This window comes from Herpetosiphon giganteus (assembly GCF_016907925.1).
Taxonomy (GTDB): Bacteria; Chloroflexota; Chloroflexia; order Chloroflexales; family Herpetosiphonaceae; genus Herpetosiphon; species Herpetosiphon giganteus.
Genome location: NZ_JAFBCZ010000010.1, coordinates 71,833 through 95,958, shown reverse-complemented (window position 1 = coordinate 95,958; position 24,126 = coordinate 71,833). Strand labels below are relative to the sequence as shown.

At 53.2% G+C, this 24,126-nt stretch carries 20 protein-coding genes; 11 read left to right on the top strand and 9 right to left on the bottom strand.

The window, feature by feature from the left end; translation table 11 throughout:
• Nucleotides 1–12 precede the first annotated feature (12 nt).
• From JOD20_RS11195 to JOD20_RS11165, 7 genes are all read left to right on the top strand, one after another.
• Nucleotides 13–1,362 (top strand): CoA-disulfide reductase, encoded by a 1,350-nt coding sequence (locus JOD20_RS11195; RefSeq protein WP_204755347.1) that lies wholly within the window; start codon nucleotides 13–15, stop codon nucleotides 1,360–1,362.
• 17 nt (nucleotides 1,363–1,379) lie between these two features.
• Nucleotides 1,380–2,105 carry a cyclic di-GMP-binding domain-containing protein, MshE-related gene (locus JOD20_RS11190; RefSeq protein WP_204755346.1) on the top strand — a complete coding sequence of 242 codons (726 nt, stop codon included), beginning with the start codon at nucleotides 1,380–1,382 and terminating at the stop codon, nucleotides 2,103–2,105.
• A gap of 155 nt (nucleotides 2,106–2,260) precedes the next feature.
• Nucleotides 2,261–4,000 carry a vWA domain-containing protein gene (locus JOD20_RS11185; protein WP_204755345.1) on the top strand — a complete coding sequence of 580 codons (1,740 nt, stop codon included), beginning with the start codon at nucleotides 2,261–2,263 and terminating at the stop codon, nucleotides 3,998–4,000.
• A gap of 23 nt (nucleotides 4,001–4,023) precedes the next feature.
• The gene (locus JOD20_RS11180; RefSeq protein ID WP_204755344.1) at nucleotides 4,024–4,785 is read left to right on the top strand and encodes a class I SAM-dependent methyltransferase; all 762 of its coding nucleotides are present in this window, start codon (nucleotides 4,024–4,026) and stop codon (nucleotides 4,783–4,785) included.
• Nucleotides 4,786–4,889: 104 nt separating this feature from the next.
• The gene (locus JOD20_RS11175) at nucleotides 4,890–6,461 is read left to right on the top strand and encodes a protein kinase domain-containing protein (RefSeq protein WP_204755343.1); all 1,572 of its coding nucleotides are present in this window, start codon (nucleotides 4,890–4,892) and stop codon (nucleotides 6,459–6,461) included.
• A gap of 2 nt (nucleotides 6,462–6,463) precedes the next feature.
• On the top strand, nucleotides 6,464–7,348 hold the full coding sequence (locus JOD20_RS11170) for an alpha/beta hydrolase (protein WP_204755342.1): 885 nt from the start codon (nucleotides 6,464–6,466) through the stop codon (nucleotides 7,346–7,348).
• A gap of 167 nt (nucleotides 7,349–7,515) precedes the next feature.
• The gene (locus JOD20_RS11165; protein WP_204755341.1) at nucleotides 7,516–8,301 is read left to right on the top strand and encodes a PhzF family phenazine biosynthesis protein; all 786 of its coding nucleotides are present in this window, start codon (nucleotides 7,516–7,518) and stop codon (nucleotides 8,299–8,301) included.
• Between the two features lie 101 nt (nucleotides 8,302–8,402).
• Here the strand turns inward: JOD20_RS11165 and JOD20_RS11160 are convergent, their stop codons facing one another.
• Nucleotides 8,403–10,928, bottom strand: a complete 2,526-nt coding sequence (locus JOD20_RS11160; protein WP_204755340.1) for a U32 family peptidase — start codon at nucleotides 10,926–10,928, stop codon at nucleotides 8,403–8,405.
• A 773-nt stretch (nucleotides 10,929–11,701) separates the two neighbouring features.
• Between JOD20_RS11160 and JOD20_RS11155 the strand changes: the two genes are divergently transcribed.
• From JOD20_RS11155 to JOD20_RS11145, 3 genes are all read left to right on the top strand, one after another.
• Nucleotides 11,702–12,304: a superoxide dismutase gene (locus tag JOD20_RS11155; RefSeq protein ID WP_204755339.1), complete on the top strand. Its 603-nt coding sequence runs from the start codon at nucleotides 11,702–11,704 to the stop codon at nucleotides 12,302–12,304.
• Nucleotides 12,305–12,375: 71 nt separating this feature from the next.
• Complete coding sequence (locus JOD20_RS11150; RefSeq protein ID WP_204755338.1) at nucleotides 12,376–12,783, top strand: EVE domain-containing protein; 408 nt, start codon at nucleotides 12,376–12,378, stop codon at nucleotides 12,781–12,783.
• A gap of 110 nt (nucleotides 12,784–12,893) precedes the next feature.
• Complete coding sequence (locus JOD20_RS11145) at nucleotides 12,894–13,487, top strand: DUF333 domain-containing protein (RefSeq protein ID WP_204755337.1); 594 nt, start codon at nucleotides 12,894–12,896, stop codon at nucleotides 13,485–13,487.
• Nucleotides 13,488–13,523: 36 nt separating this feature from the next.
• On the opposite strand, the gene JOD20_RS11140 is transcribed toward JOD20_RS11145, so the two are convergent.
• From JOD20_RS11140 to JOD20_RS11105, 8 genes are all read right to left on the bottom strand, one after another.
• Nucleotides 13,524–14,216, bottom strand: a complete 693-nt coding sequence (locus JOD20_RS11140; protein WP_204755336.1) for a zinc ribbon domain-containing protein — start codon at nucleotides 14,214–14,216, stop codon at nucleotides 13,524–13,526.
• 37 nt (nucleotides 14,217–14,253) lie between these two features.
• Nucleotides 14,254–15,162: an undecaprenyl-diphosphate phosphatase gene (locus JOD20_RS11135; protein ID WP_204755335.1), complete on the bottom strand. Its 909-nt coding sequence runs from the start codon at nucleotides 15,160–15,162 to the stop codon at nucleotides 14,254–14,256.
• Nucleotides 15,163–15,331: 169 nt separating this feature from the next.
• Nucleotides 15,332–16,438 (bottom strand): DegT/DnrJ/EryC1/StrS family aminotransferase, encoded by a 1,107-nt coding sequence (locus tag JOD20_RS11130; protein WP_204755334.1) that lies wholly within the window; start codon nucleotides 16,436–16,438, stop codon nucleotides 15,332–15,334.
• Between the two features lie 88 nt (nucleotides 16,439–16,526).
• Nucleotides 16,527–17,240, bottom strand: a complete 714-nt coding sequence (locus tag JOD20_RS11125; RefSeq protein ID WP_054537053.1) for a response regulator — start codon at nucleotides 17,238–17,240, stop codon at nucleotides 16,527–16,529.
• A gap of 22 nt (nucleotides 17,241–17,262) precedes the next feature.
• A complete protein-coding gene (locus JOD20_RS11120) occupies nucleotides 17,263–18,276 on the bottom strand; it encodes a histidine kinase (RefSeq protein ID WP_204755333.1) in 1,014 nt (337 codons plus the stop codon).
• Nucleotides 18,277–18,661: 385 nt separating this feature from the next.
• A complete protein-coding gene (locus JOD20_RS11115) occupies nucleotides 18,662–19,663 on the bottom strand; it encodes an NADP-dependent oxidoreductase (protein WP_420828949.1) in 1,002 nt (333 codons plus the stop codon).
• An 88-nt stretch (nucleotides 19,664–19,751) separates the two neighbouring features.
• Nucleotides 19,752–20,561 carry an SDR family NAD(P)-dependent oxidoreductase gene (locus tag JOD20_RS11110; protein ID WP_204755331.1) on the bottom strand — a complete coding sequence of 270 codons (810 nt, stop codon included), beginning with the start codon at nucleotides 20,559–20,561 and terminating at the stop codon, nucleotides 19,752–19,754.
• A gap of 62 nt (nucleotides 20,562–20,623) precedes the next feature.
• Nucleotides 20,624–21,205: a TetR/AcrR family transcriptional regulator gene (locus tag JOD20_RS11105; RefSeq protein WP_239583820.1), complete on the bottom strand. Its 582-nt coding sequence runs from the start codon at nucleotides 21,203–21,205 to the stop codon at nucleotides 20,624–20,626.
• Nucleotides 21,206–21,539: 334 nt separating this feature from the next.
• On the opposite strand from JOD20_RS11105, the gene JOD20_RS11100 reads away from it, so the two are divergent.
• Nucleotides 21,540–24,125: an SUMF1/EgtB/PvdO family nonheme iron enzyme gene (locus tag JOD20_RS11100; protein ID WP_204755329.1), complete on the top strand. Its 2,586-nt coding sequence runs from the start codon at nucleotides 21,540–21,542 to the stop codon at nucleotides 24,123–24,125.
• Nucleotide 24,126: the final 1 nt, after the last annotated feature.

Genomic DNA, 24,126 nt, shown 5'->3' with positions numbered 1-24,126 from the left:
AAGGAGCCTGCAATGGCTAGCGAGCGCGTGATCGTGATTGGAGCCGTCGCCGCCGGAACGAGTGCTGCGGCCAAGGCCAAGCGCACCAATCCAGATTTGGATATTTGTGTGTATGGTCGTGAAGCGCATGTTTCCTATTCGGCGTGTGGCTTGCCCTACTTAATTAGTGGCGCAGTGAGCGATTATCAAGCCTTAATCGCCCGTACTCCAGCCCAATTTGCCCGCGATGGCGTAACCGTGAAAACCGAACATGAAGTGACTGATCTTGATGTGGCAGCTGGGCGAGTGACGGTGCGTAATTTGGCCACGAATACGACATTCCACGATCATTTTGATCGATTGGTGATTGCAACTGGCGCACGGGTCAATTGTCCACCAGTACGAGGGATTGAACTACAGGGTGTCTTTCGGTTACGCTCAATGCATGATGGTTTAGCAATTCAAGCTTATATCAACGAGCGACAGCCGAAGCATGCGGTGGTGGTTGGGGCTGGTTATATTGGGCTTGAAATGGCCGAGGCGTTGCTTGATTTGGGCATTAGCGTGACCTTAATCAACCGGAGCAAAACGGTTTTAAGCTCGCTTGATGACGATATGAGCAGCCAAATTATCGAACGGCTTGAGGCTGCGGGCGTACATTTAGCGCTTGGCGCGGCGCTCGAAGGTCTTGAAGGCAAGGCTGATACAGTGACCCATGTGGTTGCTGGCAAGGTCGATTATCCCGCCGAATTAGTGATTATCGCCACTGGCGTGCAGCCCAATAGCGAACTGGCTGAAAGCTGCGGCGCTGAGCTTGGCGAAGCTGGCGCGATCAAAATTGACCAAGTAGGGCGTACTACCGTCGATAGGGTGTTTGCCGCAGGCGATTGCTGTACCGTTGATCATCGAATCTTAAATAAACCAGTGTATATGCCGCTTGGCACCACTGCAAATAAACAAGGTCGAACCCTCGGAGCCTTTCTCGCAGGCCACGAGCGACCATTTCGCGGCGTTGTTGGCACATCGGTGACCAAATTTGCCGATTTACACATTGCCGCGACTGGATTAAGTGTTGAGCAAGCTCTCCACCATGGCTACCACGTTCGTAGCAAAATCATCCATTCGACCGATCATGCGGGGTATTACCCCAATGCTCGGCCCATTACGGTTAAGTTGGTTGCCGATGCAGCCGACGGCACATTGTTGGGTGGCCAAATTATTGGCTACGACGATGTGGCAAAGCGGGTTGATGTGGTAGCGGTGGCATTAGCGGGAAGAATGACGGTAGATGAGTTTGCTTGGCAAGACCTAAGTTATGCACCCCCATTTTCATCGGTGTGGGACCCACTCTTGGTTGCTGCCCAAGCATTGGCTAAAGGCTAAGCTTGAAAGGACATTCTGTGAGCATCGAAACGCTTTTTGCCCACGCCCGTGCTGCGATTAGCACTGGCCGGAAGGAGGAGGGGCGCAGCTTATTAATTTCAATTATTCATGACGATCCCGATTTTGCGCCAGCTTGGCTGTGGCTCAGCGGGGTTTTGGAGGAGCCAGAAAAACGCCGCGATTGTTTGCAACGGGTACTGGAGCTTGAGCCAACCAACGAAGCAGCGCTCATGGGCTTGGAATTCTTGCGCTTGCAAGTTGTCGTTGATCAAACGCCGCCTGCCGCACCCGTTGAAAAATCGGTTGCAGCGGTCAAACGTTTGGGCGAATATTTGGTTGAGCAAAAATTTATCAAGCAAATCCAGCTTGAGGCTGCCTTGAGCGAGCAAGCCCAAGAAGCCCGCTATGGCCGGATTGTGCCGCTAGGTGATATTTTGCTGCGCCGCCGCTGGCTGACCACCCAAGCGCTTGGCAAGGTCTTGGAAGTGCAAAAAATGGCTCGGGCCCAAGGTGGCCAAGCCAGCACAGTCAATCGCTTGGGTGAACATCTGATTGAACAAGGCCTGATTACGCGCACCCAACTGAATCAGGTGATTGCGCGCCAAGCAGATTTGAAAGTGCGCGGCCAGCATTTTCAGGTTGGCGAGTTGCTGGTGCTTTCGGGCATGCTTTCGCGCAATCAATTGCAACACGCAATCGATGAGCAACAACAAACCTTTATGCGCGAATTACCACAGCGCTAGCCTTGGGATTGCAGCATTCTTCTTCTGCATTACTTTCGCTGCGACCCAAAAGCTCGTTATAATACGACAGCATGGTGCAATCATCACCATGCTGTTTGTTCATTCAGCGCAATCATCTGGGCCTGCACCGAGATGCTTGTGAAGCATCGAGCCTTATGAATTTGCTTGTTCCCTTGGGCTTAATTGGCTTAATTTCGTTGCCAATCATTGCAATTTTGCATATGGTACGGCAGCGCCGTCAGCGCTTGCGCATTCCCACAATTCGGCTGTGGGCGGCGCTCAAACCACCACCTGAGCGCCAGCAACGCAAATTGCCATTAACCCTTTTGTTGGCGTTGCACCTCTTAGTTGCAGCATGTTTGGCCTTAGGCTTGACCCAACCAACATGGATTTTTGGAGTCAACGATCCGCGTCATGTGGTGATTATCCTCGATACCACCTCGAGCATGCTGGCCAATGGCACGTTTGCCCAAGCCCAACAACAAACCCAAGATCTGCTTGGTGATTTGGGCCGTGATGATAGTGTGGCTTTGGTTGAGCTGAACCGTGAAGCCCGCTTGTTGGGCTATGGCGGCTATGCAGAGCGCCAACAATTGCGCCAAATTGTGGCCGAGCTTGCGCCTGCTGGCAATAACGCCGATCTGGGCCAAGCGCTGAGCATTGCCAACGCCACTCTCGCTAATGATCGCCAAAATCAAATGCTGGTGTTGAGCGATGGAGCTTTGCCTGCCAGCAGCACGCCGCTCTCGGTTGCCGCCGACTTGGAATGGCGCACGCTGGGCGAAAGCACCGCCAACAACGGCATCGTGACCTTTGCCAGTCGTCGCTTGCCTAACCAACGTAATGCATTGTATGCTCGCGTGACCAATTTTAGCGATTTGCCCGCAGCCAGAACCTTGACCCTGTTGCTTGATGGCGAGCTGGAATCCGAGCAAAACATCGTGATTCAGCCTGGCGGCAGCGAGGAACGAACGTGGGAAGTGGGCGCAGGCGAGTTGGCCGAATTACAGCTTAGCCCCAACGATGATTATGCAGTTGATGATCGGGCGCTGGTGTCGCTGGATCGCTCTGGCTCATTGCGGGTGCATTTGGCAACATTAACCCCATCGCCGCTGGAACGGATGCTGCGGAGTTTACCCAATATCGAGCTAAGCGTGAGCACGGGGGTTAGCAATCAACGGGTTGATTTGACGGTGCTGAATGGCGTTTTGCCTGAGCAATTGCCCAGCAGTGCGCTGTTGATTGTCAATCCACCGCGCGACGAGCGTTTGCTCACCGAGGATAGCATTTTAGGCGAACAGGCGAGTAGCGCGGTGCTTGATGCCGATTTTGCTGGCATCGATCTGTCGAGTGTGCAATGGGGCGGTCGTCGCCCAATGACTCGCGAGAATATCCCAACTGGTTTGACCAGCGTGATTGAAACCGATACCCAACTGCCTTTGGTGCTGCGTGGCACGTGGCAAGAGCAAGCCGCCATCGTTTGGCTGTTTAATTTGGATAATGCTAATCTCAGCGCCAAATTGGCCTTCCCCTTGCTGACCGCCGCCAGCATTGACAACCTCACTGGCGGATCGTTGCCTGAACAGCTGGCAGCCGGCAGTTTTGCCCCGAATACGCCATTAACTCGCCCTGATGGCGAGGCTCAAGCGCTTGATCAACGGCTGAACCAAGCTGGTTTATATCGGGTGGTTGGCAGCAATCGCGGCGGCATTGCGGTCAATTTTGGCGATCCCCAGGAATCGAATCTACAGCAACAAAGCCAACCAACAATCAGTCAAATTGCTCAGCCAGAGGGCGACCGCTTAGCACCTCAAGGCACGCCATTATGGCCAATTTTGATTGGCTTGGCGTTGGCGTTGCTGGTAGTTGAATGGTGGTATAGCTTTCGCAGCTAAGCATCGTGTGAAGGAGACCGACAATGAGTGATAACCGTCAACGGTTTAGCAATCGAGTTGCCGATTATGTGCAATTTCGCCCAACCTATCCACGCGAAATTTTTGGGCCATTGCAACAGCAGCATGGCTTTGGCTCAAACTCGATCGTGGCCGATATTGGGGCTGGCACGGGCATTTGGAGCGAGCAATTATTGGAGCATGGCGCAACAGTTTATGCCATTGAGCCAAACGCACCAATGCGTGAAGCTAGTTTGCAACTTGGTGAGCGCTATCCCAATTTTCAAGTGGTTGATGGCAGCGCTGAAGCCACTGGTTTAGCCGATCAGAGCGTTAATTGGATTACGGCTGCCCAAGCTTTCCACTGGTTTGAGCCAAACGCTACGCGCCGCGAATGGCAGCGCATTTTGCGGCCTGATGGCTGGGTTGCGCTGATTTGGAACCAACGTTCGCTTGATGCTACGCCATTTTTGCGCCAATACGAAGCCCTATTGCACCGTTTTGGCACCGATTATTCGAGCGTCAAACATACCAACATCGACCCGCAACTAATTAGCGACTTTTTCGGCCAGCAACCAGCCTGCTACACCGCCCAAAATGCTCAATATTTTGACCAAGCTAGCTTGCTTGGCCGCGCATTTTCCTCGTCGTACACGCCCACGCCCGAGCAACCAAGCTACCAAGCCCTGCGTCAAGGCCTGATCGACGCATGGCAGGAGCATCAAGTTGATGGCAACATCGCCTTTTTATACACCACAACGGTCTATGTTGGGCGCTTTGCAACGTAGCGTAATGCTTAATTCTTGATTAATGGTTGCTACCACCCTTTGACTTTTGACGTATCAATCGTTGATAATACAAGCTACGCAATCATGTAGCGGCGGGAGAAACTGTGTTTGCTGATTTGCTGCCTGATGGCACGATACTTCAAGGACAACGTGATCAATATCGGATTCTCGGCCTCATCGGGCGTGGCGGCATGGGCGCGGTCTATCGCTGTGAACGCATGAGCGATGGCTCGACCTGGGCATTAAAAGAGATGCGCCCACCAGTTGAGGCTGCTCCCGAGGAGATTGCCGAAAATCGCAAGCTTTTCGACCAAGAATCGCAATTGTTGCAAACGCTCGATCATCCAAACTTGCCCAAAGTGATCGATTCTTTCGATCAGGCTGGTCGCCCGACGCTGGTGATGGAGTTTGTGCAAGGCAAAACGCTTGAAGATAAGCAGCGGGAAACGAATGCGCCATTTTTTCAACGCGATGTGGTCAATTGGGGAATTCAAATTGCGCGGGTGTTGAATTATTTGCACACCCAAAATCCGCCAATTATCTTCCGCGATATGAAGCCGCCAAATGTGATGCTTACGCCTGAGGGCATTATTAAGCTGATCGATTTTGGCGTGGCGCGTACCTACAAAACCAATAAAAGCAAAGATACGGTGGCGATGGGTTCGGCAGGCTATGCGCCGCCAGAGCAATATGGCAAGGGCCAAACTGATGCCCGCGCCGATATTTATGCTTTGGGCGCAACTTTGCTGCATATGCTCACCAATTTGCCGCCTGTGCCCTTGCAAACCCCCAAAGATGGCTCGTTGATTCGGCATAATCAATCGGTTACGCCGGAGATGGAACAGGTGATTATCAAGGCGATGGCGATGGATCGCGATAAGCGCTTTCAAACCATGGCTTCGTTTGAACAAGCTTTGTTGGCGGTCGATCGCGGCGTTATCGTGCCCGATAAGCTTGATGATCCGACGATGATGCCAACGCCAGCGCCAGTGTTTAACAATCCTGATCCTGCGTGGGGCAATCCGAATCCCAATCCAGCGCCAGCCTGGGGTAATCCAAACCCTGCGCCAGCGTGGGGCAATCCGAATCCAAACCCTGCGCCAGCGTGGGGCAATCCGAATCCAAACCCTGCGCCAGCCTGGGGTGCGCCGCAACAGCCCAATTATCAACAACCGATGGCGCAGCCTGTGCCGCAACCAGTGCCACAGCAAGCGGTGCCATCGTGGGCTCCACCAGTTCAGACTCCAGCGTGGTCGCCTCCACCGCAGGCCAATGGCCCAATTTGCGATCAATGTGGGCGCATGAATAAGCCCAATGCGCGATTTTGCGCTGGTTGTGGTGCGGCAATCAAGCGCGCTGTGCCAAAATTGGTGATTACCTCGCCGCGCGCGGTTTGGGAATTAGCATTAACCCATTTTCCTTGCCGCATTGGGCGGCGCGATCCAGCCCAAAATCATCATCCTGAGATCGATTTGGCTGAGCATGATCGTGGCGTAGCTTCCCGTCGCCACGCGGTGATTGAGCAACAGGGCGATCATCATTTATTAATTGATTTGGGCAGCATCAATGGCACCAGTATCAACGGCGTGCCGATGACCGCCTATCAACCGCACCATCTGCGGCCCGGCGACCGAATTCGGATTGGCGATGTTGAGATGGTCTTTAGTATCGAGTAGTTATGAAACGCAAATTGTTGGTTGGGGCGGGCCTAAGTGCCGCCGCTAGTACGCTCGCAGGCATTGCCGCCTATGCTGCTCATCGTTTGAGCGGCCCGACCGCCGCGCTCAAACGGGAAACCCTGTTTGCCTTCACGCCGTTTGAAACTGGCGTTGATTGGGAAGAAGTGCGCTTTAATTCGGTCGATGGCTTGCAAATTCGGGCTTGGTGGCTGGCGCGGCCTGAAAGTAAGCGGGTTGTGATTGGCTGCCATGGCCATCGTGGGCGCAAAGATGAGTTGCTGGGTATTGGCTCAGGCTTGTGGCGCGCTGGCATGAATGTATTAATTTTTGATTTTCGTGGGCGTGGCGATAGCGACGATTCAATTTGTTCGTTGGCCTACCACGAAGTTGGCGATTTGCACGGTGCAATCAACTATGTTCAAGAGCGCATGCCAGAGGCTCAAATTGGGGTGCTTGGCTATTCGATGGGCGCGGCGGTAAGCCTGTTGGGCAGCGCCGACCAACCAGCAGTCAAGGCGGTCGTTGCTGATAGCAGCTTTGCCGAAATGGCTAATTTGGTTGATTTTGCCTTTGCTAATCGGCGATTGCCGCAGCGTCCGTTGCGGGCGTTGGCCGACCAGATTACGGCCCGCCGCTATGGTTATCGCTTTGAAGCAGTGCGGCCAATTGAGGCCTTGATTCGCTATGGGCAACGGCCTTTGCTGGTGATTCATTGCACTGGCGATACCGTGATTCCGGTGATTGATGCCTACGATTTGCACGCTGCTGCCCAAGGCCCCAAAGAACTTTGGATTATCGAAGATATGCCGCATTGTGGCGCGTATTTCGCCGATCGGCCAGCCTATGTTAAACGAGTGGCCGAGTTTTTCGAGCGCTATTTGTAAGTTGGGGGTCGGGGGTTAGGGGTCGGGGATCAGGCTTGGCTGGCACAACTGTCGCCGATTTTCTGCTTCAATGACCGATTCCCAGCCCTCAATAACCAATCCCCAGATCCCAACAACAGATCCCCATTCCTTCGCTTCTGCCATCATTTTGCCCAAAGGATCTCATAATGCACGTGCCGATATTTCAAGTTGATGCGTTTACGACGCGGCGGTTTGCAGGCAACCCAGCGGCGGTTGTGCTGTTTGATGAATTTCCTGCTGATGCGGTGTTACACGCGATTGCCAGCGAAAATAATTTGGCCGAAACGGCCTTCATCGTGCCGACTGGCGAGCAATATGCAATTCGCTGGTTTACGCCAGTCACCGAGGTGGCGCTGTGTGGCCATGCGACCTTGGCAAGTGCCGCGGTGGTGATCGAGCGTTTAGAGCCAACTCGCAGCCAAGTCACCTTTTCATCTAAAAGTGGGCTATTGATGGTTCGCAAAAATGACGATGGCTATGTGCTGAATTTTCCAATTCGGCCATGGCAGCGGGTTGAGTTGCCAGCAGGTTTGGCCGAAGCCTTGGGGGTGATGCCAGTTGAAGTGCTGAGCGATGCAGTTAATTATACAGCGCTGCTTGAGCATGCCCAACTTGTGCGTGAGCTAAAACCAAATCTGGCGGCAATCGCCCAATTTGATCGCAGTGGGGTGGTGGTAACTGCGGCTGGTGATCAGGGCTATGATTTTGTCAGCCGCTATTTTGCACCCGCCAAGGGCATCCCTGAAGATCCGGTGACTGGTGCTGCCCACTGTGCATTAACCCCCTATTGGGCCGAGCGCTTGGCTAAAACCAGTTTCCGCGCCTATCAAGCCTCGCAGCGGGGCGGCGAAATTAATTGTCGGCTGGTTGGCGACCGCGTTGAATTGGCTGGCTCGTGTGTCTTTTATCTTGAAGGCAAGATTGAAATTTAAATCGCGAGAACAAAGAGTGCGGGACTAGCATTAGTGCTAGTCCCGCATTCCTGATTCCCGATCCCCAGCCCCTGATCCCTAATCCCTCGACCCCTCGCTAACTACTGCATCAACGGCACGCGCAGGTAATCGTTGGGAATAAACAAGCTGCCTTGGGTAATGCCTTGCGGCGCTGCTTTGCGCAATTGCTCGGCCAAGGCGGCGCTGGATTGCTGGCCTTGCAGCGTTCGATCGAAGGCGGCGATCACGCTTGCAACTTGTTCGGCGGTTTCGTGCACAAACTCCAAGCGATAATGCACAATTCCAGCGGCCTGCCATTCCTCAAGATGCTCCACCGCAGTTTGAGCCTCTGCCCCAAACACTGTATTGCGACAGCCAACATCGGCCATGACCGGATGCGCGCGGCCATTCAGATCGCGTAATTCGACCCGATGTTTCTCGCAAGGATGGCCGCAATCTTTGAAGCTGGTGCCATTCGAAAGGAAGCGGCAAAATACGCAGTGCTCGGTGTGGAAAACGGGCAAATGTTGATAGGCAATAACTTCGATTGCGGCACTGCCCAATTGTTGCGCCAAAGCCGTCACCTGCGCCGCGTTCAAATCGTGGGTTGGCGTGATGCGCTCCAAGCCTAATTCAAGCAACGTATTGGCGGTCACGCTATTAGCAGCATTCAAGCTGAAATCACCAATTAATGCTGGGTGTTGCTCGTGGCGCAGCGCTTCGAGCAAGCCCGTCGAACGCACCACGATTTCGCAGCCAAGTTTGAGCAAAAAGTGAATGATGCGCTGTTCGCTTGGTTTGAGCACCCGTGGGCTGGCCACGCGGGCTTGAATCCCATGCGATTGCACCAATTCAACTGCTGGCTTCAACCCATAGAGTTCCAAATAATCGAGCGTGATGCTGGCGGGCTTGGCGGCTATGGCTGCTTGCAATTGCTCAGGCGTGCGCACCAAAATATGCAATTGCGGCGTGCTGGTTGGGCTAGCTGCTGGTTGTACGGTTTGCTGGGCTTGCGCCAAAACATCGAGCGGCGCTTGAATCTGGCGAACTGGCGCGGCTGCTTGCAAGGCACTGAGTTGTTCGATTGCTTGGCGGCGCAAATTATTCAGCAATGAGCTTGGCACAAATGGCTGGCCGCTGCTATCAACCTGCATTTCGGCCAAACTATAGGCGGTGTTTCCCAAGCGGCTGGCTTGATCGTACAAAAATTCGTTGGTCAAGGCACGGTTTTGCGAGCGTGGTAATGGCTCTGGCGATTGGACCGTTACGCTCAATTGAGGCTGGTTGCTAAGCGTCCAGGTTAATTGCAAGGGCTGGCCTTCGTGGGCGACGACATGCAAGTGTAACGGTTGTTTGGCAACCGGCGCGGCGGCATCTAAAAATGGTTTGGCAGCGCGATCAAGCTCAGGGTCGTGGCTGCGCCAAATCAAATCGCCAACCCGAATCCGATTGGCTCTGATTGCTTGCGGGCCAAAGCGCAACTCAATTTCGCCAGTTGGCAATGCTTCGATGCCATAAATTCGCCCGCCTTCTTCGCGTTCTTCGGGGCTGCGCCAATTGGCTGCATCAAACACCACGCCATCGCCAGCCTTGAGCGGGGCAATTGTATGATTTTCATGCGGCTTGAGCACAATCCGTTCGCCATAAATATCGCTGACATAGCCCATCAACACGCCGCGATGGCGCGGTGCGCGACCGTTGACCACAGTTTGGTGATTGGTTCCGCCGATGAAAAACGTGCCCAAGCCACGCGAATAGACTTGCTCTAATTGCAATTCTTCGGCGGGCGTGATGCTCAAGGGCAAGCCGGCCCAGGCTTCATCAACCGCTTTGCGATAGGCGCTGGTGGTCAAGGCCACATAATCGGCATCTTTGTAGCGGCCTTCGATTTTCAGCGATGAAATGCCCAATTTGATAATATCGTGCATCAAGGGCACTGCGTATAAATCGCCTGGCGAAAGCAGATAGCGCGCATCGGCCAATGGTTTGTGCTTACCATCGACCAACATTTGGTAGGGCAAGCGGCAGGCTTGGGCGCACTGGCCACGATTGGCACTGCGTCCGCCCCACGCTTCCGAGGAGAAACATTGGCCAGAATACGAGACGCACAGCGCGCCATGGACGAACATTTCAAGCTCGCAATCGGTTGCTTGGCGAATTGCGGCAATCTCATCGAGCGATAATTCGCGCGCCAGCACAACCCGATTGGCCCCAAATTTACGGGCCAACTCAACGCCCTCGGCGCTGGTGATGCTCATCTGCGTGCTGCCATGCACCTCCATTTCGGGTGCGATTTGGCGCGCAAGTTGGGCGATGCCAATATCTTGCACAATCACCGCATCGGCTCCAGCTTCGGCGATGGCGGCCAATGAGCGGGTGGCTTCGCGCAATTCGTGCTCAAACACCAAGGTGTTGAAAGTCACAAAGCCGCGCACGCCCCGTTGATGCAATGTCCGCATCACGTCGGGCAATTCGCCGAGGGTAAAACCAACCTTGGCGCGGGCGGTAAAATGTTTCAAGCCCAAATAAACCGCATCTGCGCCTGCTTCGATTGCGGCGTGCAACTGCGGCCAATAGCCCGCTGGACTCATCACTTCGGGCTTGGGAAAACGGCGTTGTTCGCTCATGAAGTTCCTAAATCTATGGTGGTGGCAATCGTGATTGCCCATGATTAATCTTCGTTAGGATTAAGCTTAACACATTTTAGCCAATTGGGTGCTTGCGAACGAGGGATCGGGGCCAGGGGGCGGGGATCGGTTACTTGTTCAAGTTCCAGATTCTTCGCCAAACCTACGCATTTTTCGCTAGCCCAGAGCTGTAATGGTTGATTGGATTGACAATCAGAAGCATGCCCTCACCCCCAGCCCCTCTCCCACTGAACGCGGGCGAGGGGAGGATGCGTCCTGTGGTTACCTTCGCCGCGGATGAGTGGAAAACGTCGTTAACGAAATGAACCAGTACAAAAAGCACAAAGCCCAGAGCCTCATATGCTCTGCGCCGCTGCGTTAAAATCCCCCTTCGCGCCCTTTGCGCTCTTCGTGGTTTCGGCCTTGGGGATCGGGGCCAGGGGGCGGGGATCGGTTACTTGTTCAAGTTCCAGATTCTTCGCCAAACCCACGCATTTTTCGCTAGCCCAGAACCTCATTTTCTCTGCGCCGCTGCGCTAAAACCTCCCTTCGTGTTCTTCGCGCTCTTCGTGGTTCCGTTTCGTTGACCCCTGACCCCTCATCCCTTCGCGCTCTTCGCCGTTCCCGATCCCCGATCCCCAACAACCGATCCCCAATCGCAAATGTGCGCAAGATTGGCATCAAGCGTGGCCTAACTTCTGCTACAATAGATGTGGGAACCGTGTGTTGATGCGCCGACAGACGCATCATTGAGCTCAAAAGGAGTCCATACAATGGCTTTTGAACTGCCAGCGTTGCCGTATGCAACCGATGCCTTAGAAAAAGCAATCGATGCGCAAACCATGGAAATTCACCATGGCAAGCACCACGCTGCCTATGTGAACAACCTCAACGCTGCCTTGGAAAAGTATCCCGAATTGCAAAGCAAATCAGTGCACGAATTGATCAGCGATTTGAACAGCTTGCCAGAAGATATTCGTACCGCTGTGCGCAACAATGGTGGCGGTCACGCCAACCACAGCTTGTTCTGGAATATCCTCAGCCCCAACGGTGGCGGCGAACCAGCTGGCAAACTTGGCGAAGAAATCAACGCCACGTTTGGCTCGTTGGATGCTTTCAAGGAACAATTTGCTAAGGCTGCAACCACCCGCTTCGGCTCAGGCTGGGCTTGGTTGGTGCGCAATGCCGATGGAAAATTGGCCGTAACCAGCACTGCTAACCAAGACTCACCAGTCATGGAAGGTCAAACTCCATTGTTGGGCTTGGATGTTTGGGAACACGCATACTACTTGCGCTACCAAAATCGCCGCCCAGACTACATCAAAACTTGGTGGGACGTGCTGGATTGGAACAAGGTCGCTGAAAACGATAAGTAAGCTTGATTAAGCGTATGTTTCAGCACGGATGGCTCAAACCATCCGTGCTTTTGAGTTAAGGAGCCGCTGCCATGGCCTATTGGTTGCTCAAAACTGAGCCAAACGAGTTTAGTTGGGATGATTTGGTACGCGATGGTTCTACTGTTTGGAATGGTGTGACCAACGCCCAAGCCTTGATCAATTTGCGCGCCATGCAGCTTGACGATCAATGTTTGATCTATCATAGCGGCGATGTGCGAGCCGCAGTCGGGATCGCCCAAGTGAGCCGCAGCGCCTATCCCGATCCAACCAGCGAGAACCCAAAGCATGTGGTGGTCGAGATTGAGCCAGTGGTTGCGCTCAAACAAGCAGTTACGTTGGCCCAAATCAAAGCCGAGCCAAGCTTGGCCGATTGGATGTTGGTGCGCCAATCGCGGCTTTCGGTGGTGGCATGCAGCCCTGAACAATGGGCTTGGATTATCGATCAAGCTGCGCGCTAAGCTTGTGCTTGCTAGCCCAATGCGGAACAAGCTTGCTGGTAGCGGCGTTAATCTCGTGCAATTGCACACCATAAGGCTTAGCTGAAATTAATCGCAATGGAGCTATAGAGATGATTCGTCAATCAATGATGAGCTTGGGAGTTGGGCTAATCGCGAGTGTGCTGATTGCTTGTGGCGCAAATCGCGCAACGCCAGTGCTTGATCTGGCTAATCCAGCCTCAGTATTTTGTACTGAGAACGGTGGCACGCTGACGATTCGCCAAGATGCTGCTGGCAATCAAACTGGTTTTTGTGGCTTTCCTGATGGCAGCGAATGTGAAGAATGGGCTTTTCAGCGCGGCGAGTGTGGCCCAACGACCCAAAATCAAGCGAATATCCGCGTTTACGAACTGACGATGCAGGATAACAAGCGTACGCTGAAGCTCAGAAAAGGCGATCGGATTCAAATTGTGCTGGCTAGCAACCCAAGCACTGGCTATAGTTGGAGCATTGGCCCTGATGCTAGCAAATTGTTGGAGCAACAAGGTCAAGCCCAATATCAATCGACCGACCCGAATCCAAAGCCCGGCTCTGGTGGTACGGAAACCTTCTCATTCCAAGCAGCCGAAGTTGGTTCAGGCAGCTTTGAGTTGGTCTATCAACGTGGCTTCGAGGCTGGCGAACCAGATCAACGCTTTGTGCTTGAACTTGAAATTAGCGAGTAAGCAACGCAACCCTTGGCTCCACGCTGAGCAAGGGTTTTACTTTGGCTTGGTATTGATAATTGCGGCAACCCGCAACACTTGATTGCTGGCGCTGGTGTTGATAATTGCGATCTCTAGTTGCGGATTTGAGCGCAGCCGTTTGTCAATCTCTTGGTTGAGGGTTGAGCTAAGCATATTTTCGATAAACGAACCTGGAATGCCAAGCCCGCCATTTTTGCCCAAGCCAACGCTCTCGGTTGTGACCACGAGGTTGCCATCAATTGCGGCAATTTGAGTTCGGGCCTGAATCGTTTGCACGCCAACCAAGGGCAAACCATAGCCAAGCGTCACGGTCATGGCCACGCCGCCCTTGGGATGATTGCCCAATACCACCAGCGGATTGTGAAAATCAGGGTTGGTGGCAATTGCCTGTTCGATATAGCTATGATCAACATCAACGCTAATGTCTGGGCGCTGATCAGGCACTGCTGAAGGCGTGCGCGCTGGGTTCGTGCCACCAAAAATCCACAAGCCAATGATTGCGACCAGTGGCAAGATCACGCCCGTGCTCAACACGCCGAGCGTAAAGCTCCACCACGACTTAACCCAGCGCCGCCGTGGTTTGCTGGCTTTGGTTTGGGGCAATGGTCCAGTGGCTGGCGTTGCTGCTGCTTGAACGATTTTCGCTCCACAGGCCTGACAATGCTCAGCGCCATCGCGAACTTGGGCTTGGCACGCGCTACAAATCATGTGTGCTCCTGCAATCAATTCGGCCAGAACAACCAGCTTAGCGAGCTACATAGACGGCCACAATGACCGCTGCTAAGATCAGCCGATAAATGATGAACGGCAAAAACGAGTTGGTGCGAACATAGCGCAGCAAGAAGCCAACCGCCAACGCACCGACCACGAATGAGACGCTAATCCCAAGCCAAAAGGGTGCAGTCAATTGCGAGCTATCAATATCGCGCAGTTTGAGCACGCCCGCCCCAAAGGTAATCGGAATCGCCATCAAAAACGAGAAACGAGCCGCGGTTTCGCGGGTAAAGCCCAAAGCCCGACCCATCGTCATGGTGCTGCCAGAGCGCGAAACCCCAGGAATCAAAGCCAAGGCTTGGGCGCAACCAACTAGCAAGGCATGTTTCCACGTGAGGTCGCTTAGTTCATAGCGGCGCGGCGCAAAGCGATCGGCAATATACAGCACAACGCCCATAATGCTCATCGTGGCGGCAATCACCAAATATTTATCAATGAAATATTCTTCGGCCAAGCTATCGAGTAGCAAGCCGACAATCCCTGCTGGAATTGAGGCCAAAACGATAAACCAAAACATTTGGCCTTGTTGGCTGCGTGGTTGATGCATGTGTAAAATCAAATTCAGCCAATCGCGCCAAAAAAACAGCAAGAGCGCAATTAATGTGCCCATATGCAGCGCCACGTCGAAGGTTTGAGTTTGGAAAAAAGGATCATGCCAATCGAAAAACCATGGCACAACAATCAAATGCGCCGACGATGAAATTGGCAATGGCTCGCCTAAGCCTTGCACAATGCCCTTGCCAGCGGCAATTTGATATTGGCCAGTTAGAAAAAAGGCGGTGACAACGGTCAAAAACAGCACAATTCCCAAGGGAATCCACAGCTGTAAGGCCTCGCGCCGTGGCGAAAGGTCGGTTTGTTCGAGTGATGTTTGTGCCATAGCTCATCCTTGTGTTCAAATAAATAGCCATCGAGCCGATGGCCAGCGATTTGCATTATACGCAGGATAGGTGAGATGGCAATTTGACGCATGCGGTTGAACTGAGGTTTTAGCGGCAGCAGCACCCATAGCGAAGTGCTGGTTGGCTGCTGCCTGCCTAATGCTGATGTTATTTGGCAAAAAAGGCTTGAATGCAGCTAATAACCTGATCGACCTCTGCATCGCTGAGCTCTGGGTAGCAGGGCAACGACAGAATTTCGGCGCTGAGGGCTTCGGTTACGGGCAAATGTACATCCTGATAGCGCTCGGCCCAAGCTGGCTGCTGATGATCGGCAATTGGATAGTGAATATCGCTGCCAATGCCTGCTGCTTGTAAATGCTCGCGCAAGGCTTGACGCTGTTCGGCGGCAACCCGCACCACATACAAATGCTGCACATGCTGAGCATCATCGAGCTGTGGGCATTGGATTGGGGTGGCAGCGAGGCCTGCATTGTAGCGGGCTGCCAAGGCTTGGCGGCGTGCATTTTGAGCATCAAGATGGGCTAATTTGACCCGTAAAATTGCAGCTTGCAACTCATCGAGGCGGCTGTTGGTGCCATGTTCAAGCGTCACTTGATATTTGCTGGCCCAGCCATAAGTGCGCAATTGTTTGATTTTGGCAGCCAGGGCATCGTCGTTGGTGATAATAGCCCCGCCATCGCCCAACGCGCCTAAATTTTTGGTTGGGTAGAATGAGAATGTAGCTAAAGCGCCGAACGTGCCAACGTGCTGGCCTTGGTAGCGCGCCCCATGGGCTTGCGCACAATCTTCGATCACCGGCACCTGATGATCGGCGGCAACTGCCATAATTGCTTCGAGGTTGGCAACTTGACCATATAAGTGCACCGGCACAATCACTTTGGTGCGGGGCGTAATCGCAGCCGCCAATTGGCTTGGATCAAGCGTGTAGTGCTGTGGATCAACATCGACATAGCGTGGGGTTGCGCCAACTGTGTGGGTGGCAAAGGTTGTGTAGCTGCCTGCGTTGGCCACGGTCAATACTTCGTCGCCTGCTTGCAAGCCCAAGGCGCGTAGCCCCAAGATCAAGGCATCGGTGCCAGTGGCGAGGCTGATGCAATGGCGTGCGCCACAATAGGCTGCCCATTCTGCTTCAAAGGCGCGAACTTCTGGGCCAAGCACAAACCAGCCACTGCGCAACACCCGCAGACTGGCGGCCTCGATCTCTGCTTCCATTGTGGCTACATGCCGTCCAAGATCGTTAAATGCAATCGACATTAATCCCCCCAAAAAAGAACAGCCCCGCCGGAGCGAGGCTGCCAATTACCAGCGATGGGCCAACTTTAGCCGAGAGACGGTCTGTTCGTCAAGCGGTGCGACTGCGACTTTCATCATAGCCTAGTTTGATCCAACCTTGTTGAATAGCATGAATAACAGCCATCGTGCGGTCGTTGACTTGGAGCTTGCTGAGAATTGAGGTGATATGGTTTTTGACGGTTTGACCGCTAATTGAAAGTTGGTTGGCAATCTCTTTGTTGGAGAGGCCGCGGGCAATACAATCGAGAATTTCAATTTCGCGGCTGGTCAAGGGCGCAAACATCACCGAGGTATCTTCGCTGCTGTTGGCAACATTTGAAAGCTCGCGAAATTGGTTGAGCACGCGGGTGGCGACATGTGGCTTTGACATAACGCTTTCGTTGATCACATAGCGACCATGGGCCACATCGCGAATCATGCCCACGAGTTGGGTGGGATCGATTTCCTTGGACGCGTAGGCAGCAGCGCCAGCCTTGATGGCATTGAACAATTGCTCATCGTCGTCGTGAATGCTGAGCACAATAATGCCCATGCGTGGGGCGCGGCGTTTGAGCACGCGGGCAACTTCCAAGCCATTCAAGCCTGGTAAATTAATATCCAAGAGCACAACATTGGGGTTGAGCGTTTCGGTGAGCTTAATCGCCTCAGCGCCATTTTCTGCTTGGCCGATCACCTCAATATCTTTTTCTTGGCCGAGGCTCCAGCAGATGCCTTGGCGAAAAAGCGGGTGATCGTCAATAATAAGAACGCGAATTTGCTCCATGGGTATCTCCTTCTGGGTGAGCTTAGATGCTAATCCTGATGGTCACTTCAGTGCCAGCCCCTAGGCGTGAAGCAATGGCAAAATCTCCGCCAAGTAAGGCGACTCGTTCGCGCATACTGGTCAATCCCCAACTCTCTTTGCCAGAGCGCCGCACAACTTCACGTGGATCAAAGCCTGGGCCATCGTCGCGGATGGTGACGATCAGCAGGTTGCCTTGCAACACACTGCGGATCAAAACATTGGCATTGCGCGCATGTTTGTGAATATTCTGCAATGCTTCTTGTGTTACCCGATAGAGCACAATCTCAGCTTCAGCAGGAAGGCGGGTTGGCCAGTGGAGCAGGTCAATTGTGACTTTGACCTTGGTAATTTGTTGATATTTCTGGACATAATCGGCCAAGGCGGTGGGGAAACCTTGGTCGAGCGCACCTGGCCGCAAATCGGCGATAAAGCCGCGCACTTCGTGGAGTCCTTGGCGAGCAGCGCTGCGTAATTCGTTTAAAAATGGTTCAAGCTGGGCCGGATTACCCTGCTGCAAATTCATGGCATGTTCCAAGCCCATCAAGACGTTGGCTAAAACTTGGGCTGGCCCATCGTGGACTTCACGGGCCAGGCGTAAGCGCTCGTCTTCGCGGCCTTGGACAATCTGACCACGTAAGGCTAAGGCCCACGGATCATTTTGTTGGCCAATGCTGGTTGTGCCACTGAGGCTGGTGCTGCTCATCTCAATTTGGCGAATGAGCTGTTCGAGGCGTTTGAGTGCTTCAGCAGTGGCACTCGTTTCGGCATCGATCGCCGCCATTTTGCTGCGCAACTCTGCTTCTTGTTGGCGCAAACGGCCAACTGCTGGCGTGTTGAGTTGTTCGGCGAAGGTTCGTTGTACCGCAAGTTCATCGGCAGTGCGATACATTTTGCGTCCTTGTTGGGTGATTGCGGTATGTTGCTCGCGCAGTTGCGCCGCCTCACCTCGCAAGGCCTGCAAGGCATGCGCCAATTGGGTCTGTGCTTGGGTAAGTAACGCTGCTGCATCAGCCACAAGGACTTCCTTCCATCATGGTACTAGTTCTGAGATCTGAAGTATAGCACGCCATACGGGTGATGCAACAGCCGTTTGACCCCCACACGGGGGGATTTTAATTGTTGTAAATGTTTATCCAGGAGAGACACGCGATCAGGTGGTTTTCGCGTGGCCTACTAGTTAGCGCCAACCACCAATGGTTCAATCCGACGGAATAGCCTGCTTTTCGGGGCGCTCCAGAAGCTATTCCGTCGGATGCATACAATCTTGATCAGGGGACTAGATCGATTGATTGGGGTTTTAAAATCTATACTCCATCGAATGAAAATCCATGCTGATACCTTGACGGGCATCATTTAATAGATAAAGCATTCCCATCTCCCAAAACGTAATGAAGCGCAACTTAGCGCATCGTGATAACGACCTTGCCTTTTACGCGGCCTGTTTCTACGTAGTCCAAGGCCTCTTTGGTTGCTTCGAAAGCAAAACTTCGATCCACAATGGGGTTGATAGTTCCAGCGTCGATCAACGAACTAAGTTCGCTGAGCTGCTCGCCGTGTGCCCGCATAAACAGAAATGAATAGCGTACCTGCTGTTGTTGAGCTTTTTTGCGAATCCGAGAACTCAAAAAGCGCAAAAGCATGCGAACGGGCCACTTCGCGCCAATTTCTTGACCAAACGCGGGATCAGGTGGTCCCGAAATCGAGATCAGCGTTCCGCCAGGCTTTAGTACGCGAAGCGATTTTTCGACGATCGCTCCCTCTTGACTATTCAAGACCACATCATAGTCCTTCAGGATTGTTTCGAAATCCTCGGTCTTGTAATCAATCACAATATCGGCCCCAAGGCGCTTCACAAAATCGAAATTTGCCTTGCTCGTGGTTGTGGCGACAATCGCCCCCACATGTTTGGCTAGCTGAATTGCAATTGTCCCAACCCCGCCAGAACCGGCCTGAATGAAAACTTTTTGGCCTTTTTTGAGCTGTGCTTGTTCGATCAAGGCTTGCCAAGCGGTCAGGCCGACCAACGGAAAGGAAGCCGCTTCGGCCATGCTTAGCTTTTTGGGCTTGATCGCGACATCAGCTTCGCTGATAGCAATGAATTCGGCAAAGGTTCCAATCCGGTCGGCAGCTGGCCGAGCATAAACCTCATCGCCTAGCTTGAATCGCTGTACCTTTGATCCAACCTTAACCACAACTCCAGCGACATCATTGCCCAAAATAAGCGGGAAGCGATATGGCAAGATAGCTTTGAACGCGCCGTCCCTAATTTTGTTATCCAACGGGTTAACTCCAGCGGCGTGGATCTGAATCAATAGATCAGTATCCCGCAGTTCTGGAATTGGCAGATCGCCAGCCTGCACACGATCCTTGTTTCCATAGCGCTCGATGAAGAAGGCTTTCATCATAATGTGTTGCTCCTATCGTTGTATCTGGCGCTGCTGATGGGAATTTCGTTTTCCCATCAGCGTGCTGCCGTTCGTAGTTGATAGACTAGGCAGCGGTCTTGCCACCACTGAACAGGCGGCGTTTGAACGCCTCAAATACTGGCTCTGGAAGCACACGCTGGAGCATCAGGGCGATGGTTCCATCTACGCCAACGGGATAGCGCAGACGAGGCTTGCTCGTTGCGGCGCGAAGGATCACACGGGCTACTGCGCCAGGGTCCATGCCTTTCTTGGCATTCGTGACAAGGCTTTGCTGAGCACTTTGGCGACCTGGGGTATAGTCGTCAATCGCGGTGGTCGGCCATTGGGCAACGAACGGCGTATTCACGTAGCTTGGCTCGACCAGCGAGACGCTCACGCCGAACTGCCGAACCTCGGCACTAAGAGATTCGCTCAGGCCTTCCAAGGCAAATTTGCTTGCGCTATACAAGCCGCCATATGGCGGCGCAATATGCCCAACGATTGAGCTAACATTGATAATCTGTCCGCTTCCTTGCTGGCGCATAATCGGCATTACCGCCTTGATCATGCGGATAACACCGAACAGATTGGTGTCGAACTGAGCTTGCGCATCGGCAATGCTACTTTCCTCAACCGCACCAAACTGCACATAACCTGCATTATTGACGAGGATATCAAGCCGTCCAGTCTGGCCTAGTAGCGATTGAACCGCTGCATCTACCGAATCATCCGAGCGGACATCCAGTGGTAGCCAAGTAAATGAATGCTTGTGTGAAATTGGGTTGCGGCTCGTGCCGAAAACCCGAAATCCTTTGGCTGTCAAGAGTTCCGCAGTTGCTTGCCCAATCCCCGATGATGCGCCCGTGATGAGTACGACCTTTTGCTGCGATGTCATTAATCTGTTCCTTCATGAATAGCTATGTTTGAATAATCGTTCAAACATGAAGCCAAAAAAATTTAGTTGAAAATCGATAAAGCCGTTTTTACAATATCGTCGAGCATTCCCCGCTGCTGCTGGCTGCGCGCAAGCACGCGTAGGCTGATAAAGGTTCCTACCAAGAAATGCGCCAATTGATGGGGATCGTGTTGCCACGAAAGTTCCCCCGCAACCTGCGCTTTGATCAGCAGCCGATAGAGTGCTTCTTCGAACTCGTTTAATGCCGACTGGATGATCTCGTTAACGGCATGATCATGCGGAGCTATTTCTAATGATGCATTAACCAAAAAACAGCCACGCCGCGCTGGGTCGTGCAGCAAGGCATCAACCTGGGCTTGGAAAAGCTGGCCTAATACACCTTGGAGTGAGCCAGTTTGCGCCAAAATAGCCGTAGTTTGGGCTTTAATAGCGGTAGTATATTGATTAAGTGCCGCTAGGTACAGCGCATGTTTATCGCCAAACGTTCCATAGAGACTACCGCGCCCGATCCCCGTAACTTGGACGAGATCTTCGATTGATAGCCCTTCATAACCACGTTCCCAAAAGGCGTTCATGGCTTTTTCGAGAACCCGTTGAGGCTCAAATGCTTTCTTTCCTGCCATAAGTCGTCTCATACTCCTGCTTGTCGCGAAGTATAGCACATGTTGGAACGATAAGTCAATGATCGTAAATGGAAGTGCTAGACCAGATTGTGCTCATTCAATTGTGCTAAGCATTGAGACGCAGTAGTTTTAACCTCAAACGCTTGCGAGCAGCGATCAACAAAGACAAGTTTGTCTATTGGCTTGGGCTATCCAAGGCGAATCCCCCGCATTGCTTGGGTGTCAAGGGTTTTCAGTGTAGCAGGCTTGGTAAATAGCCGATTCTAACGATTGAGATGGCTTGATCGAGATGCTACAATAGGATGACACTGCTGCTGCACACGAGGCGTAATCCATGGTTTGTCCACGCTGTTCAACCGAATTGAAAACTGGGGCACGTTTTTGCCCTAAGTGTGGTGCTGGTCTGCCCCGTTGGACTGGCCGCCTTGCCAATGGCGATATTTTAATTGATCGCTATGTGGTGATTCGGCCCTTGGCCCGTGGTGGCATGGGCGCGGTCTATCTGGCGACCGATCGCCGCCTTGGTGATGCGCCTGTTGCGCTCAAAGAGATGACCGGCTTGCACCAACCAGGCGATACCGATGCTTGGGAGCGGGCGATTGGCGAGTTTCGGCGCGAGGCTGCCTTGTTGGCTCGCTTGAGCCACCCCAATTTACCGCGGGTTATCGACCAATTCCGCCATACTGAGAACGAGTTTTTGGTGATGGAATATGTCGAGGGCCAAACCCTGCGCGCCGAGTTGGAAGGCCGCATCGAGCCATTGGCCTTGGAAACGGTGATCGATTGGATGCGCCAATTAACCAACGTGCTGCAATATTTACATAATCAAAATCCGCCGATTATCTATCGCGATCTCAAGCCACCCAACATTATGCTCCGCCCTGATGGCCGCATTGCCTTGATCGATTTTGGGATTGCGCGCTTGTTTAAGCATGGCCAAGAAGGCGATACGGTGATTTATGGCACGCCTGGCTATGCACCGCCTGAGCAATATGGCTTTGGCCAAACCGACCAGCGCTCGGATATTTATAGCTTGGCGATGGTGATTCACGAACTGATCACCCGCTTTGAGCCTGCCAAACGCGAAAGTACCCGCCCGCCATTAGCCCATAATTTGCGCGAAACCGTGCCAACTGCCTTGAGCGATGTCCTGCATCGCGCGATGCATCCCGACCCTGATGATCGCTTTCAATCGATGCGCGATTTTCAAATTGCTGTCGATCAGGCATTAAATCCAATTCAGGTTGCTGCCCTGCCTGATGCCACCGTAATCCATCAAGCAATCACGCCCAAATCTAAAGCCTCAAATTGGTGGTGGCTGGCGTTGGCGTTGGTGAGCGTAGGGGTGATTGGCTTTTTGCTGGCCCGCAGTTTCGGCCTATTTGAAACCAAACTTGTGCCAACCAGCGTTGCCCAAAGCACGCCGAGCCTTGTAGCAGCAACCCCAACCGAGGCTCCAATTGTGCCAGTTGTGATTGGGCCAGCGCCACCAGGCATGGTTGCGATTCCGGCTGGGACGTTTGTGATTGGCAGCACTGATGGCCCGCCCAACGAGCGGCCAGTTGGCCGTGGCTACTTGCCAACCTTTTATATTGATCGCACCGAGATCAGCGTTGCCGCCTATCGCGAGTGTGTTGCTCAACAACGCTGTAGCGAGCCAGCAGATCGTAGCTCGTTGACCGTAACTGATTATTACGATAACCAAGCCTACAGCAATTACCCAATGATCAATGTGACTTGGCAGCAAGCAGCAACCTATTGCCAAGCCCAAAATAAGCGCCTGCCCAACGAGGCCGAGTGGGAGCGCGCTGCCCGTGGCACTGAAGGCCGCCGCTATCCGTGGGGCAACGAATGGGATGCGAGCCGTTTGAATGCGTGGGGCGCTGGCGTTGCTGGCGATACCCAAGCAGTTGGTAGCTATCCCACTGGTGCAACGCCCGAAGGTGTGCTCGATTTGGCGGGCAATGTGTGGGAATGGACAAGCAGCCTTGATTTTCCCTATCCCTACAATGCTGGCGATGGCCGCGAAGTGCCCACCCAACCTGGTGCGCGGATTCTGCGTGGCAGTTTTAGCGGCACCAACCCTGAGAATGCCCGCGCTGCTGTGCGCGAACGCCGCGACCCCGAATTGCCCTTGAATATTATTGGCTTTCGCTGCGTAACTACCAATTTTTATGTGCCCGAAGGCATGGATTTTATTGCTGGCGGGCGCTGGACGATGGGCGCGACAGCAGAAGATTTGGCGCATTACAAACAGGTTTATGGCTGGGAAGGCTTGCAGAACGAAGAACCATCAACGCCCATTTCAACGACTGCCTTTTACCTTGACCATACTGAAGTGACCAACCAAGCTTATACTGAATTTATCAGCGCCACCGCTCGTCCTGTACCAACCAACTCGTTCGATCCGGTTGGGCTTTCGTTGTGGCTACCTGAGCGCACCGTGCCAATTTCTTTAAGCCAACATCCAGTGGTCAATGTAACCTGGGATGATGCGCGCAGCTATTGCGACTGGCGAGGCAAGCGCTTGCCAACTGAGGCCGAGTGGGAGCGTGCTGCCCGTGGCGATCAACGCACGATTTTTCCGTGGGGCGACCAAGCTGATGCAAGTTTGCTCAATATCAAAGATTTTGGGCCAGGCCGCACTATGCCTGTTGGTTCATTGCCAAACGCTGGACCCTATGGCACACTAGATCTTGCAGGCAATGTCTGGGAATGGACGCAATCACTGTATATTCCCTATCCTTACCATCCCAATGATGGGCGAGAATTGCCTAGCGGTGATGGTTCGCGGGTGTTGCGTGGTGGCTCGTGGTTCGATGATTTGATGTCGGCGCATACGACAGGCCGCAATTCGTTCCGCCCCGAGCTTGCCAATATTAATGTTGGTTTTCGATGTGCGCAGGATGTCGCACCATAAA

Coding starts and splice junctions, on each gene's coding strand:
- JOD20_RS11195 (WP_204755347.1), top strand. CDS start 13: ATGGCTAGCGAGCGCGTGATCGTGATTGGAGCCGTCGCCGCCGGAACG.
- JOD20_RS11185 (WP_204755345.1), top strand. CDS start 2,261: ATGAATTTGCTTGTTCCCTTGGGCTTAATTGGCTTAATTTCGTTGCCA.
- JOD20_RS11180 (WP_204755344.1), top strand. CDS start 4,024: ATGAGTGATAACCGTCAACGGTTTAGCAATCGAGTTGCCGATTATGTG.
- JOD20_RS11170 (WP_204755342.1), top strand. CDS start 6,464: ATGAAACGCAAATTGTTGGTTGGGGCGGGCCTAAGTGCCGCCGCTAGT.
- JOD20_RS11165 (WP_204755341.1), top strand. CDS start 7,516: ATGCACGTGCCGATATTTCAAGTTGATGCGTTTACGACGCGGCGGTTT.
- JOD20_RS11160 (WP_204755340.1), bottom strand. CDS start 10,928: ATGAGCGAACAACGCCGTTTTCCCAAGCCCGAAGTGATGAGTCCAGCG.
- JOD20_RS11155 (WP_204755339.1), top strand. CDS start 11,702: ATGGCTTTTGAACTGCCAGCGTTGCCGTATGCAACCGATGCCTTAGAA.
- JOD20_RS11150 (WP_204755338.1), top strand. CDS start 12,376: ATGGCCTATTGGTTGCTCAAAACTGAGCCAAACGAGTTTAGTTGGGAT.
- JOD20_RS11145 (WP_204755337.1), top strand. CDS start 12,894: ATGATTCGTCAATCAATGATGAGCTTGGGAGTTGGGCTAATCGCGAGT.
- JOD20_RS11140 (WP_204755336.1), bottom strand. CDS start 14,216: ATGATTTGTAGCGCGTGCCAAGCCCAAGTTCGCGATGGCGCTGAGCAT.
- JOD20_RS11135 (WP_204755335.1), bottom strand. CDS start 15,162: ATGGCACAAACATCACTCGAACAAACCGACCTTTCGCCACGGCGCGAG.
- JOD20_RS11130 (WP_204755334.1), bottom strand. CDS start 16,438: ATGTCGATTGCATTTAACGATCTTGGACGGCATGTAGCCACAATGGAA.
- JOD20_RS11125 (WP_054537053.1), bottom strand. CDS start 17,240: ATGGAGCAAATTCGCGTTCTTATTATTGACGATCACCCGCTTTTTCGC.
- JOD20_RS11115 (WP_420828949.1), bottom strand. CDS start 19,663: ATGAAAGCCTTCTTCATCGAGCGCTATGGAAACAAGGATCGTGTGCAG.
- JOD20_RS11110 (WP_204755331.1), bottom strand. CDS start 20,561: ATGACATCGCAGCAAAAGGTCGTACTCATCACGGGCGCATCATCGGGG.
- JOD20_RS11105 (WP_239583820.1), bottom strand. CDS start 21,205: ATGGCAGGAAAGAAAGCATTTGAGCCTCAACGGGTTCTCGAAAAAGCC.
- JOD20_RS11100 (WP_204755329.1), top strand. CDS start 21,540: ATGGTTTGTCCACGCTGTTCAACCGAATTGAAAACTGGGGCACGTTTT.